Below are 13921 nucleotides of genomic sequence, written 5' to 3' on the forward strand. Positions count from 1 at the left end.
CGCCAGGACCGGAGTGAGCCTTCGTAACGCAGAGTTCACGGTTCCGCCGAACGCGGACACAAGTCAAGAATTTGCGCGAGTTCCGGTACAAACTTTCGCTCAAAGTCGGAAGAAGTCAACGACTAGAGTTGATCTGTGTCAGCGACTCCGGCCAACCTGCGGCGCCTCGGCCGCCTGCGCGTTCTCCAGGCGTTGAGCGAGATCGGCGAGGTCTCGCGCGGAGATCTGTTGCGGCACACCGGCTTGTCCAGGGCGACCATCAGTTCGCTCGTCGCCGACCTGGCCCGCGAGGGGCTCGTGCGGGAGCAGAGCTCGGCGGCGACCCGTCTCGGCCGGCCGCCTCAGGTCGTCTCGCTCGTGCCGGAGGCCGGGTACGCGTTCGGACTCGACCTCGGCCACGACCACGCCCGGCTGGTCCTCGCCGACCTGGCCGGCACCCCGGTCTGGGACGACACCGTGGAACTCGACGTCGACAGCTCGGCCGAGCACGCCGTCGCCACCGCCGCCGGACTGGTCGAGGCGGCGCTGGAGGACTCCGAGATCGAGCGAAGATCCGTGCTGGGACTGGGCGTCGGCATCGCCTGCCCGGTCGACCGGCGCACCGGCATGCTGCGCGCCGAGGGGATCATGCCCGCGTGGGCAGGCGCGAAACCGGCGGAGATGCTCACCGGCCGGACCGGCCTGCGCACCCTGGTCGTCAACGACGCCAACGCGTGCGTCGTCGCCGAACGCCGCTACGGCGTGGCCCGGCACTGCGACGACGTGGTCTACCTGCGGCTCTCGGCGGGCATCGGCGCCGGGGTGGTGTGCGACGGGCGGATGCTGCTCGGCCACGACGGCCTGGTCGGCGAGCTCGGGCACATCTCCGTCGACCCGCGCGGCGAGGTGTGCCGGTGCGGCAACCGCGGCTGCCTCGAGACGATCGCGAGCCCGGCCGCCGTCGCCCGGTTGCTGTCCCGGAGCTGGGTCCGGACGGTCACCAACACCGAGCTGATGGCGTTGCTCGACGCGAAGGACCGGGGCGCCGTCCGTGCGGTCGAGGACGCGGGCGAGGCCGTCGGCCGGACGCTCGCCATGACGGTCATGACGCTCAACCCCCAGCTCGTGGTCGTCGGCGGCGAGCTCGCGGCGGCGGGCGCAGTGCTGTTCGAGCCGATCCGCCAGGCGTTGCGCCGCAACTCGCTGGGCGACCTGCACGGCGAACTCCAGGTCGTCGGCAGCGCACTCGGCGACAGCGCGAGCGCGAGAGGCGCGGCGGCGCTCGTGCTCGCCGAGGCACCCAACCTGCTGACTATTGACAAGGTTTGATCAAAAACCGATAGTCAAAGTTCATGCGCTGTGCAACTGTCTTATCACGGAGCGTGGTGGCAGCCCTGCTGGTCCTCGGTGTCACCACACCACCCGCAACGGCCGTTTCCCTGGTCACGGACCCGGTTTCGCACGTCGACCCGATGATCGGCACGGGCAGCGGCGGCGAGTCGGTCGGCCAGATCAACAACTTCCCCGGCCCCGCCGTGCCGTTCGGCATGCTGCAGTGGAGCCCGGACACCCCCGGCGCGTACGCCGGGTACCACTACGACAGCGACAAGATCAGAGGCTTCAGCCTGACGCACGCCTCGGTCGGCTGCACCCAGTACGGCGACGTCCCGATCCTGCCCCTCGTCGGCGACGTCGGGACGACGCCGTGGAACCGCACGGAAACCTTCTCGCACAGCACCGAGACGGCGAAGGCCGGCGAGTACGCGGTCACGCTGGCCGACTCGAACGTCCGCGTCGACATGACGTCCGCGACCCGCACCGGGCTGTCCTCCTACACCTTCCCCGCGACCGACCAGGCCCGCGTCCTGATCAAGGCGGGCGCGAGCCTCAACGGCAACAAGGCCGCGTCCCTGCGCGCCACCGGCGACCGCACCGTGGTCGGGTCCGCGACCACCGGTGACTTCTGCGGCAAGCAGCACAGCTACACCGTCCACTTCGCGCTGGAGTTCGACCGTCCTTTCACGACGGTCGGCAGCTGGGACGGCACGACCGTCACACCCGGCACCCTCGACGTGTCCGGCCCGCGCTCCGGCGGCTACCTGACGTTCGACACGCGCACGAACCAGACCGTGAAGGCCAAGGTCGCGCTCTCGTTCGTCGGGACCGAGGGCGCGCGGAACAACATGCGCACCGAGATCCCCGGCTGGGACCTCGCCCCGATCAAGGCCGCGGCGAAGAAGCTCTGGCACGACAACCTGTCGCGCATCCAGGTCGGTGGCGGCACACCCGAGCACCTGCGGACGTTCTACACCGCGCTCTACCACTCGCTGCTGTACCCGACGACGTTCAGCGACGTCGACGGCCGGTACATCGGCTTCGACAACCAGATCCACACCGTCCGCGCTCCGCAGAAGGTCCAGTACGCCAACTTCTCGCTCTGGGACACCTACCGCTGCCTCGCCGCGCTGCAGGCGTTGCTGCGCCCGGACATCGCGAGCGACCTGGCCCAGTCGCTGGTCAACGACGCCGAGCAGTTCGGCTGGCTGCCCAAGTGGCCGGTGATGAACTCCGAGTCCGGCGTGATGAGCGGTGACAACGCCACTCCGTTCCTCGCGTCGCTGCACGCGTTCGGCGCGCGGAACTTCGACACCGCGACAGCGTTGCGGTACATGCTGAAGGGCGCGACCACGCCCGCCCCGCCGGGCTTCCCCTACCAGCAACGGCAGGGCGTGGTGGACTACCAGAAGTTCGGGTACGTGCCGAACGACAGGTCCGAGCAGGGGCACGTGCGGCTCGGCGGGTCGCAGACGCTGGAGTACGCGGTCGACGACTTCGCGATCTCCCGGTTCGCACAAGCTCTGGGCAAGCCCGACGTAGCCCGCACGTACTCGACCCGTGGGCAGAACTGGCAGAACGTCTTCGACGGCGGCACCGGCTACCTGCGGCCCAAGGACAGCACCGGGGCGTTCCCGGCGGGTCCCGGGTTCGTGCCGCCGAAGCCCGGCCAGTTCGGGCAGGACGGCTTCGACGAGGGCAACGCCGCGCAGTACAACTACTTCGTCCCGCAGAACATGGCGAGCCTGATCACCGCGATGGGCGGCCGCGACGCCGTCAACCAGCGCGCCGACATGTTCTTCCAGCAGCTCAACGCCGGTCCGAACGTGCCGTACCAGTGGTCGGGCAACGAGGTCGACTTCGCGACGCCGTGGCTCTACGACTACACCGGCCGGCCGTGGAAGACCCAGGAGGTCGTGCGCCGCATCCAGACACAGCTCTTCTCGGCCACCCCGAACGGCGAACCGGGCAACGACGACCTCGGCGCGCAGTCATCCTGGTACGTGTGGGCCGCGCTCGGCGCGTACCCCGTCACGCCCGGCACGACCGACCTCGCGCTCGCCAGCCCGTTGTTCCAGAAGGCCGTGATCCACCTGGCCAACGGCCGGCAGATCACGATCAACGCCCCGTCTGCCGCCGTCGACAAGCCGTACGTCCAGAAACTCACGCTCAACGGCCGGACCTGGAACAACACCGCCCTACCGTCCTCGATCCTGACCAACGGCGGCACGCTCGACTTCGACCTGTCCGCGCAACCGAACCGCTCGTGGGCGACGAACGCACCGCCACCGTCCTATCAGGAGGGTCAGAAGGGCGCGATCGGCTACACCAGCCCTACCGGCCAGGTCGTCGCGAAGCAGGGCACGTCGTTCCCCGCCACCGTCGGCACGGTCGACACCGACGGCCGCGCCGACGTGGTGCGCTGGACTGCCAAGCCACCGCCGGGCATCACCGTCACCCCGTCGTCGGGCGTGCTCAACGGACGGCAGACCCAGCAGGTCACCATCGCCGTCGCCGCGGACACGCCGTCCGGCTACCACCCGGTGCCGATCAGCTTCAACGACGGCGCCCTGCCCGGCGGCACGATCACCGTCACGGTCGCGGCAGCCGACGGCAGGGCCACGACGTGCGTGACGCTCGCCGCCACCGACACCGAGTGCGGCCTGCAGCGCCGGGACAACGACGACGGTCGCAGCGAACCGGTCGAGGGCGGCCGCAAGACCCTCAGCCCGTACCTGTACTTCGCCGTCACCGACGACCTCGTCCCACCGGGATCAGCGCACACCGCGACGATCACCGTCGACTACCTCGACCAGGGCACGAGCAGTTGGAACGCGCAGTACGACTCGGCGACCGAGGCCTACAAGGGCAGCGCGTCGGTGACCAACACGGGCACCGGCACGTGGAAGCAGGCGACGTTCACACTGCCCGACGCCGGGTTCGGCAACCGGCAGAACGCCGCCTCCGACTTCCGGCTCTCCACCGGCCCAGGCTTCGTGATCGGCAAGGTCCAGGTGGCGGTCTCCGGCGGCACGGTCCTTCCCATCCACCTCTGTCCCGGCGACTAAAGTTCCGGTTCGTCAAATTCTTGCGTGATCCTGTTCACATCTTGCACTCTGGAGTCGAATCGCCGACAAAGGAGTTCGCGATGTCCCTGTCACGCCGAACACTGCTCAGCACCGCGCTCGCCGTTCCCGCGCTGGGGGTCCTGCAGGCCCCGGCGCGGGCGGCCAGCCCACCCGGCGACGTCGTCGGCAAGGTCACCGTCGGGTACCAGGGCTGGTTCGCCTGCCGGGGAGACAACTCCCCCATCGACGGCTGGTGGCACTGGAACAACAACTGGAGCCAGCCGCCCGCGCCTCCCACCAGCTCGATCGTCGCCTGGCCGGACGTCCGCGACTACGCGCGCACGTACCAGACCGCGTTCGCCAACCTGAACGACGGACGGCCCGCGACGCTGTTCTCCAACTACGACCGCCAGACCGTCGACGTGCACTTCCAGTGGATGCGCGACAACAACATCGACACGGCGGCGTTGCAGCGGTTCAACCCGACCGGCGGCGAGGGCCCGATCCGCGACGCCGTCACCGCGCACGTCCGGCCCGCCGCCGAGGCGACCGGCCGCAAGTTCTACATCATGTACGACGTCACGAACTGGACGAACATGCAGTCGGAGATCAAGACCGACTGGCTGAACAAGATGTCCGCGTACACCTCCTCCCCCGCGTACGCGCGGCAGAACGGCAAGCCCGTCGTCTGCATCTGGGGCTTCGGCTTCAACGACCCCGGCCGCCCGTTCGCGCCGGAACCCTGCCAGGACGTGATCAACTGGTTCAAGGCGCGCGGCTGCTACGTGATCGGCGGCGTGCCGACGCACTGGCGGCTGGAGATCGAGGACTCGCGGCAGGGCTTCGGCACCGTCTACCGCAGCTTCGACATGATCTCGCCGTGGATGGTCGGCCGGATCGGCACGCCGGCGGACTCGGATCGCTTCTACACCAACGTGAACTCGCCCGACCAGGCCGAGTGCGACGCGCGTGGGATCGACTACCAGCCGTGCGTGCTGCCGGGTGATGTCGGCTCGCGGCAACGGTTGCACGGCGACTTCATGTGGCGGCAGTTCTACAACATGGTCCGTCTGGGCGCGCAGGGCATCTACATCTCGATGTTCGACGAGTTCAACGAGGGCAACCAGATCTGCAAGACCGCGGAGACGCAGGCGGACGTGCCCGCCGGGTCCGGGTACCTCGCGCTGGACGAGGACGGCACCCGGTGCTCGGCCGACTACTACATGCGCCTCACCGGCGACGGCGGCCGGATGCTCAAGGGTCAGATCGCCCTGACCGCGATCAGGCCCACCCAGCCGTGGATCGGCGGACCGCCCACGCCGGACGTCGACCTGGCCGCCGGGCGCCCGACGACGCAAAGCTCGCAGACCCAGCACTACGGCAGCGGGTTCGCCGTCGACAGCGACCCGCACTCGTACTGGGAGAGCGCGAACAACGCGTTCCCGCAGTGGCTCCAGGTCGACCTCGGCACGGCGGCCGCCTTGAAACGGGCCGTGCTCGCGCTCCCACCGAACCCCGCGTGGGGCAGGCGCACGCAGACCGTGACCATCGAGGGCAGCACGAACGGCCAGCAGTTCAGCCCGCTCGTGTCCCAGACCGGGTACGTCTTCGACCCCGCCACCGGCAACTCCGCGACGGCCACGTTGCCAGGCACGCAGGTCAGGTACGTGCGGCTCACGTTCACCGGCAACACGGGCTGGCCGGCGGGCCAACTCGCGGGACTGAAGCTCTACACCTGATGGACCCTTGAAAACTGAAACGTGTTCTAGTTACGCTACCCGCATGATCGCCACGGTGGTGTGGGGCACAGGGAACGTGGGCCGCAGCGCGATTCGCGCCGTCGAGGCCCATCCGGCGTTGAAGCTGACGGCCGTGATCGTGCACAACCCGGAGAAGGCCGGCCGGGACGCGGGTGACCTCGCTGGACTGGGCACCGAACTGGGAGTCGCGGCCACCACGGACATCGACGCGGTGCTCGCGGCGAGTCCGCGCGCGGTCGTGTACGCGGCGTCCGGCGACATCCGCCCGGAAGAGGCCCTCGCCGACATCACCAAGGCGATCAGGGCGGGCGCGGTCGTCGTGACGCCCTCGCTGTACGCGCTCTACGACCCTCGCAGCGCGCCACCGGAGTTGCGAGAACCAGTTCTAGCGGCGATCAAGGACGGCGGCGGGTCGTTGTTCGTGTCCGGGGTCGACCCGGGCTGGGGCAACGACGTGTTCCCGTTGATCGTCAGCGGGCTCGGGCACACCATCGACGCGGTGCGCTGCCAGGAGATCTTCGACTACTCGACCTACGACCAGCCCGACGCGGTGCGGTGGCTGATCGGGTTCGGGCAGCCGCTCGACTACCAGGCGCCGATGATCATGCCGACCGTGCCGACCATGATCTGGGGCGGGCAGATCCGGTTGATGGCACGGGCTTTGGGCGTCGAGATCGACGAGATCCGCGAGACCGTCGACCGGCGCGCGCTGGACGAGACGGTCACGACGCGGACCATGGGCGAGTTCGAGAAGGGCACGCAGGGCGCGATCCGGTTCGAGGTGCAGGGCATCGTCGGCGGCGAGCCGTTGATCGTGATCGAGCACGTCACCCGCATCCACGCCTCGTGCGCCACGGACTGGCCGATGCCGCCGTCCGGCGACGGCGCGCACAAGGTGATCATCGAGGGACAGCCGCGCATCGAGGTGTCGGTCGAGGCGGTCGACGAGGGCGAGAACCGGTCCGCTGGTGGCAACGCCACGGCCGTGGGCCGGATCGTGAACGCCATCGACTGGCTCGCCGACCAGGAACCCGGCCTGTACGACGCGCTCGACGTCCCGTTGCGGCCGGTCGCCGGCAAACTCGGAAGGGGCAGGGCGTGAACATCGACATCCCCGAGGGCAAGGACCCCATCGGGTACGTGTGGGGCGAACTCGTGCCGGGCATCGGCATGGCCGCCGCGACCCTCTCGCTCGCCGTGTACCAGCACACCACGCTGGGGCTGCGCGAGTTCGAGGCGGCGCGGCTGCGGATCGCGCAGATCAACGGCTGCATGTTCTGCCTCGACTTCCGCACCGAACGCGACGGCGTGAAGGTCGAGGAGGAGTTCCTCGAGGCGGTGAGCCAGTGGCGCACCGCCGACGCTCTGGACGACCGGGCGAAGCTGGCCGCGGAGTACGCCGAGCGGTACGCACTGGATCACCACGGTCTCGACGACGAGTTCTGGGCCCGGATGACCCAGCACTACACGCAGGTGGAGATCGTCGAACTCACGATGAGCGTCGGGGCCTGGCTCGTGTTCGGCAGGCTGAACCGGGTGTTCGGCCTCGACGCGATGTGCGTGCTGCCGAAGTTCTGATCAGTCCACAGCGGACGGATCAGAAGTCGGTGGCGATGATCTTCTCGATGTTCCTCTCGGCCAGCGCCGTGATCGTGACGAACGGGTTCACCACGGTGCTGCCGGGAATCAACGACCCGTCCATGACGTACAGGCCCGGATACCCCTGCAGGCGGCCGTAGTTGTCGGTCGCCTTGCCGAGGATCGCGCCGCCCAGCGGGTGGTACGTCAGGTGGTCGCCCCAGATCTTGTACACGCCGAAGAGGTCGGTCCGGTAGATCGTCCCCTCCTTCGAGTTGATCTTGTCGAAGATGGACTTCGCGGCGTTGATCGAGACCTCCTTCCACGCCGTCTGCCAGTTCAGCTCGGCCTTGCCCGCGGCGGCGTTCCAGGTGAACGTGCCGCGGTTCGGCGTCTTCGTGATCGACAGGTAGAACGACGCGTAGGTCTCGATCCCGGTCGGCAGCGGCGCCACCTCGGCGAAGGCACCGCCCGCGGCCCAGTTGTCGATGCCCAGGGTCGGAATGGACGACTGCAGCGTGCCGGTCGCGTCCCACATGTGGTTCGCGCGGCCGCACATGACGTTGCCGTTGTCGCCCCAGCCCTTGCCGACCTCGCCGTTCAGGTTCGGCAACGCGCCCGTCGCCTTGAACTTGACCAGGAGCTTGCTGGTGCCGACGCTGCCGGCCGCGAAGAACACCTTCGCCGCGGTGACCTCCTTGACGGTGACCACGTCACCGGTGGTGTTGAGCTGCTCCATGGTGACCTTGTAGCCGCCGGTCGCGGGCCGGACGTCGATGACCCGGTGCAGCGGTGAGATGGTGACGCGGCCGGTCGCCCTGACCTTGCTGAGGTAGGTCTTCTGCAACGACTTCTTGCCGTAGTTGTTGCCGAACAGGATCTCCCCCGCCAGTGCCGACTTCGGCACCGTCCCGGCGGCTTCCTGCTCCATGTAGTTCCAGTCGTACACGGTGGGCACGAAGACGTACGGGAAGTTCGACCGCTGGGCGTGCTTCCGGCCGACCCGCGCGTACTGGTAGGCCGGGGTCGAGTCGAACCAGGCCGCCCTGATCAGGCCGACGCCGAGTTCCGCGTTCGCCCTCGGGTAGTAGGTGTTGTACATCTCGTCGGCGTTCACCGTCGGCAGGACGTCGGCGAAGTTCTCCCGCTTGGGCGTGACGGCCATGCCGCCGTTGACGAGCGAACCGCCGCCGACGCCACGTCCCTGGTAGACGGTGATGCCCGGGAACTCCTCGGCGTCGAGGATGCCGGTGTACTTCGGGATGTTCTTGTCGATCGGGAAGCCCAGGAAGTGGCTCAGCGGTTGCTTCGTCTTGGTCCGCAACCAGAAGGACCGCTGATCCGGGGTCGTGGTGTTCGCGAAGATCTTCCCGTCCGCGCCGGGGGTGTCCCACGCCATGCCCATCTCGACCATGTGGACGTCGACACCGGCCTGGGCGAGCCGCAGGGCCGTCACACTTCCGCCGTAGCCGGTGCCGATCACCAGGGCGGGAACGACTGCCGCATCGGAGATCGAGGCCGCCGCCCGTGCCACCGGAGCGACACCCCCGAGGGCGACTGCCCCAAGAATAGAACCTGTTCCAGCTATGAACGAACGTCGTGAAGGACCTTCAAAACCGTTGTCACACGTCATTGTGTGGGTCATGTGATCTTCCTCACTGTGGGCGCATGAGAACAAGTTATACCGGCGCTTGTAGATCAAGTCACTACCTGGTAGTCCCGGTTCCCTCGGGGAGCGCAGTGCTGGTGGCGGCTCTGACGTCGAATTTCGGGACGCTCGCGGACAACCCGGACGGCCCAGCGCGAGCACACGATCCGGGAATGTTCGGGCACGGATGGTTGCCCGACAATCGAGCGATGCCCTCGGTATCTGATGGTGGTGAGGACGCGAGATCGAGCGTCCTGGTGGTGGGTGCGGGAGTGTCCGGACTGACGGCGGCGCGGGCGTTGCGCGACCTGGGACACCGGGTCACCGTGCTGGAGGCGCGTGACCGGGTCGGCGGCCGGATCTGGACCGACGAGCACGGCGTCGACCTGGGCGCGCACTGGATCCACGGCACGGACGGCAACCCGATCACCGAACTGGTCGAGGATCTCGGCATCCCGTACAGCTACGTGGGCGGGGACAGCGCCTACACCGGCGGGTTCGACAGCCTCGACCTGTTCGGCAGCGACCGGCGGGCGGTGAACCACCGCTACAAGAGCCGGACCCTGGAACTGGCCGACGAGGTGCTGCACGAGCTGGAACGCCGTGCCGCCGTGGCCCGCAAGGCGGAGCACCCGGACGTCCCGCTGGGACAGGCGATGAAGGAGATCCTGGCCGACCACCGGCTGTCGCCCGAGGACGAACAGGCCGTGCGGTACCACCTGAACGTGATCCTGCGCGAGGACGCGGCGGAGGATCCGGACAAGCTCTCGTTGCAGCACTGGGAAGACGGCTACCTCGTCTACGGCCACGGCGACAGCACGTTGCACCACGGCTACCAGTCCGTTGTGGACGCTCTGGCCGACGGTCTCGACGTCCGGCTGGGACACGTGGTCACCCGCGTCGAGGCCGGGCGGGTGACCACGGACCGGGGCGTGTTCGAAGCCGACAAGGTGCTGGTGACGCTGCCGCTCGGGGTGCTGAAGGCGGGCGCGGTCGAATTCGTGCCGCCGTTGCCCGAGGCCAAGCGGTCCGCGATCGCCCGGCTCGGTTACGGCACGCTCAACAAGATCGCGCTGCACTACGACGAACCGTTCTGGCCACGTGAGCAGTACGTCTTCGGCTACCTGTGCCGCGACACCGACTGCTACCCCACCGTCGTGATCAGCATGTGGAAGTCGCACGGCAAGCCGATTCTGGTGATGCTGCTCGGCGCCTCGCTCGGCCGTGAGGCGGAGACGTGGTCCACAGAGGACGTTGCCTCGTACGCCACCTCGGTCGTCCGGGACCTCTTCGGTGACGACACGCCGGCACCGGCCAGCATCTCGCGTACGGCCTGGTCGTCAGATCCGTACTCGCTGGGTTCCTACACCTGCATCGGTGTCGGCTCGTCGTCGAAGGACATCGCGACGCTCGCCGAACCGGTCGGTGACGTCCACTTCGCCGGTGAGGGCACGAATCCGTACCACTGGGGCTGCGTGCACAGCGCGTACGAGAGCGGGTTGCGCGAGGCCGCCCGGATCAGCGGCCACTCCGAGCTCTACACGCCGCCGAGCGCCGGGAAGTCGCGGGCGCAGTCGCGCAACACCGACCGGATGCTGCGGTTCGTGCGGATGCGGATGAACCACATCACCGAACCCGAGCTCACCGAGCGGGTGGCGTGCCTGCGGGAGAGCGTCGATCCCCACGGCGTGCGGCTGTTCGCCGCCCTGGCCGACGCCGAACTGGAGACGCTCGCGTCGATGTTCGACGAGATCCCGTACGCGACCGGCGACACGTTGTTCCACGAGGACGACGAGGCGCACGGCGTGTTCCTGGTGGCGTCCGGACGGGTCGAGATCGACTTCGGCGGGATCTACGAACGGGCGGTGCTCGGCCGGGGCGCGCTGCTCGGCCACTACGACATGTTCTTCAACGCCCGCACCACGTCCGTGACGGCGTTGACCGACGACGTGCTGGTGTTCTACCTCGACCACTACCGCTATCAGAGCTTCCTGTACGCGTTCCCCGACGTGCTGATGCTGATGCTCTCCGACCTCGTGACGCGGTGGGAGCAGCTGGAGAGCGCACTCGGGTCAGCGACCCTGCCGAAATTGAGTGGAATGGTGCCGCCTCAGGCCGTTACGTTCCTGCCCGACTGAGTCGTCGAGGCTAGTGGCGCGTCTCGGAACATCGGCGAGGTAATCCACGCTCAGCGGGGCACCTCGCGGCACCGCCCCCACGCCCCCGTACCACCAGTACGAGGACGTGGGGGCGGCACCACGATGCACCCGTCTGACCGCGCATTCCCCCGGCGACGTTCCGAGCCACACCACTAGGACGTGCCGTTGTACATCGCGTGAGTTCTCCCAAGCGCTGGTCTTCGTTGCGCGCCGCTCACTGAGCGGGGTGCTCCCTTTGCTGCGGATTTCTCACCGAACGGTGTCCTCCTGTGCTCATCACCTGGGCCGTCGTGCCCACCTGTCTTCCTGCTGTCCGCCGGCGTTGCCACATCTGCTCTTCCGACCGGTTCCGGCCGAGCGGCAAGTTCCGGGTCAACGCCAACCACAAGGTCCTCGACGCCTGGCTCCTCGTGCTCTGCGAGGGCTGCGGGGACACGGCCAAGCTCACGATCTTCGAACGGGCGCACGTGCGGACCGTGCGACCGGCGTTGCTGGAACGCCTGCACGTCAACGACCTCACGCTCGTGCCCGAGTTGTTGCAGGACCCGGTGCTGCAGCGCCGCAACCACATCTCCCTCGACTGGGAGGGCGCGTGGCGGCTCGACACCGGCGGCTCGGATCACCTCGACCAGGACGTGATCGACGTCGAGGTCCGGTTCGAGGCTCGTATCCCGGTCCGTCCGGCGCGGCTGATCGCGGACGCGTGCGGGCTGACGCGGGGTGAGGTCGAACGGCTCGTCGCCGAGGGCAGGGTGGTGTCGGGAATCCGGTTGACCGGCAGGGTCACCGGCGACTTCACCTTCACCCTGAAGCGCTGAACGAACCCTGAAGTGCCGTGAGTACGGCGGCCACGCCCGGAGGATCGGGCGGGTCGCCGTACGTCACGGCGTGGATCTCCCGGTGGAAGCCGACGAGTTCGGACGCCTCGACGTCCTGCCTGCGGTGCGCCTGCAACCCCAGTCCGGCGAGGATCGCGACGCCTGCTCCGGCCGCGACCAAGGCCTGCACCACCACCATGTCGTCGCTGTGGGAGGCGATCCGCGGGGCGAAGTCCTCGCTGCGGCACACCGTCTCCAGCTCGGCCTGGCAGGCGTCGCAGCCGCCGATCCACCGCGAGTCGTGGTGGTTCACGAGACTGTCGTCGGCCTGCTTGCTGATCAGGTAGATCGGGTCGTCGCCGAGGTGGACGAACCGGAAGCCGTCCGGCCTCGGTTCGCCGGGGTGCCGGAAGACGACGGCGATCTCGATCTCGCCGTGCCGCAGCAGTTCCAGGGACTCGACCGGATGCCGTTCGAAGAGGCTGAGTTCGAGCCCGGGGTGCTGCTCGGCCAGTGTCACCGCCGCGCGCGGAACGATCGTCGCGGCCGTGGAGGCGTTGGCGGCGACCCGCACCCGGCCCGCCTGGAGTCCGGCGTGGGCGGCGAGTTCCGCGGTGGCGGCGTCGACCCTGCCGACGATCTCGGCCGCGCGGTTCGCGAGCAGCAGGCCTTCCGGGGTGAGGCGGATGCCGCGGCCGACCCGTTGCACGAGCTTGACGCCCGTGGCCGCTTCGAGTCGCGCCAGGTGGTGGCTCACCGACGGTTGCGAGTAGTGGAGTTGTTGGGCGGCCTCGGTCACCGAGCCGTACCGAGCCACCGCCGCCAGCACCTTGAGGTGCACGAGGCTGAGCATTCATCAAGGCTATCAATGCTTCGGGCCTCGTTTTGGCATTGGACGTCATGGATCTCGCGGGCCAGGCTGGGTGCATGACCAAGGTGACGTGCGATCTCTCGATCTCCCTCGACGGCTACTCGGCGGGAGTCGGCCAGGCCGAGGACCGCCCGTTCGGCGACGACGGCGGCGACGGCTGGGGCAGCGTGCTGCACGCGTGGGTCGAGGACGCCGAAGAGATGAAGTGGCAGATGGACCGTCTCGCCGAGACGAAGGCGTTCATCATGGGGCGCAACATGTTCGGCCCGGTCCGCGGCGAGTGGGATCGCGAGTGGAACGGCTGGTGGGGGCCGAACCCGCCGTACCACGCGCCGGTGTTCGTGCTGACCCATCACGCGCGCGAACCCCAGCCGATGGAGGGCGGCACGACGTTCCACTTCGTCACGGACGGGCCCTCGAAGGCGTTCGAACTCGCCCAAGAGACGGCCGGGGACGGCAACATCTCCATCCACGGCGGCGCGTCGACGATCAACCAGTACCTGACGCTGGGGCTGATCGACGAGCTGCGGCTGCGGATCGTGCCGGTCACGCTCGGCGCCGGGACGCGGTTGTTCGACGGCGTTCCCGGGCTGCGGCTGGAACAGACGTCGTCGCGGTCCGGCGACGCGTTCACGCATGTGACGTACAAGGTTCTGCGCTGACTGGCCTCTTGATCGCTCCACATCGTCACGCCAGGGTGAGAGG

10 protein-coding genes are annotated in these 13921 nt (G+C 68.4%); 8 read left to right on the forward strand and 2 right to left on the reverse strand.

Going from position 1 to position 13921, the window contains the following annotated elements; all coding sequences use genetic code 11:
• The first annotated feature begins 135 nt into the window (after window positions 1-135).
• The 5 genes from JNUCC0626_RS12595 (at window position 136) to JNUCC0626_RS12615 (ending at window position 7720) form a co-directional block, all read left to right on the forward strand.
• On the forward strand, window positions 136-1308 hold the full coding sequence (locus tag JNUCC0626_RS12595; protein ID WP_394619901.1) for an ROK family transcriptional regulator: 1173 nt from the start codon (window positions 136-138) through the stop codon (window positions 1306-1308).
• 56 nt (window positions 1309-1364) lie between these two features.
• On the forward strand, window positions 1365-4382 hold the full coding sequence (locus JNUCC0626_RS12600) for a GH92 family glycosyl hydrolase (RefSeq protein ID WP_394619902.1): 3018 nt from the start codon (window positions 1365-1367) through the stop codon (window positions 4380-4382).
• A gap of 80 nt (window positions 4383-4462) precedes the next feature.
• Window positions 4463-6121: a discoidin domain-containing protein gene (locus JNUCC0626_RS12605; protein WP_394619903.1), complete on the forward strand. Its 1659-nt coding sequence runs from the start codon at window positions 4463-4465 to the stop codon at window positions 6119-6121.
• Window positions 6122-6164: 43 nt separating this feature from the next.
• Window positions 6165-7244, forward strand: a complete 1080-nt coding sequence (locus JNUCC0626_RS12610; protein ID WP_394619904.1) for an NAD(P)H-dependent amine dehydrogenase family protein — start codon at window positions 6165-6167, stop codon at window positions 7242-7244.
• Window positions 7241-7720, forward strand: coding sequence for a carboxymuconolactone decarboxylase family protein (locus tag JNUCC0626_RS12615; RefSeq protein ID WP_394619905.1), 480 nt, complete (start codon window positions 7241-7243; stop codon window positions 7718-7720). Before JNUCC0626_RS12610 ends, JNUCC0626_RS12615 begins: the two co-directional genes overlap by 4 nt.
• A 19-nt stretch (window positions 7721-7739) precedes the next feature.
• On the opposite strand, the gene JNUCC0626_RS12620 is transcribed toward JNUCC0626_RS12615, so the two are convergent.
• Window positions 7740-9353, reverse strand: a complete 1614-nt coding sequence (locus tag JNUCC0626_RS12620) for a GMC oxidoreductase (RefSeq protein WP_394622025.1) — start codon at window positions 9351-9353, stop codon at window positions 7740-7742.
• 224 nt (window positions 9354-9577) lie between these two features.
• Here JNUCC0626_RS12620 and JNUCC0626_RS12625 point away from each other — a divergent pair, with 224 nt between their 5' ends.
• Together JNUCC0626_RS12625 and JNUCC0626_RS12630 are read left to right on the forward strand one after the other, a co-directional pair.
• The gene (locus tag JNUCC0626_RS12625) at window positions 9578-11506 is read left to right on the forward strand and encodes an FAD-dependent oxidoreductase (protein ID WP_394619906.1); all 1929 of its coding nucleotides are present in this window, start codon (window positions 9578-9580) and stop codon (window positions 11504-11506) included.
• 290 nt (window positions 11507-11796) lie between these two features.
• Window positions 11797-12345: a DUF1062 domain-containing protein gene (locus JNUCC0626_RS12630; protein WP_394619907.1), complete on the forward strand. Its 549-nt coding sequence runs from the start codon at window positions 11797-11799 to the stop codon at window positions 12343-12345.
• Here JNUCC0626_RS12630 and JNUCC0626_RS12635 read toward each other — a convergent pair.
• Window positions 12329-13198, reverse strand: coding sequence for a LysR family transcriptional regulator (locus tag JNUCC0626_RS12635; RefSeq protein ID WP_394619908.1), 870 nt, complete (start codon window positions 13196-13198; stop codon window positions 12329-12331). The genes JNUCC0626_RS12630 and JNUCC0626_RS12635 overlap by 17 nt on opposite strands.
• Window positions 13199-13272: 74 nt before the next feature.
• Between JNUCC0626_RS12635 and JNUCC0626_RS12640 the strand changes: the two genes are divergently transcribed.
• Complete coding sequence (locus tag JNUCC0626_RS12640) at window positions 13273-13878, forward strand: dihydrofolate reductase family protein (protein ID WP_394619909.1); 606 nt, start codon at window positions 13273-13275, stop codon at window positions 13876-13878.
• The last annotated feature ends 43 nt before the right edge of the window (window positions 13879-13921 follow it).

It is taken from the genome of Lentzea sp. JNUCC 0626 (assembly GCF_043632865.1).
Classification (GTDB): domain Bacteria; phylum Actinomycetota; class Actinomycetes; order Mycobacteriales; family Pseudonocardiaceae; genus Lentzea.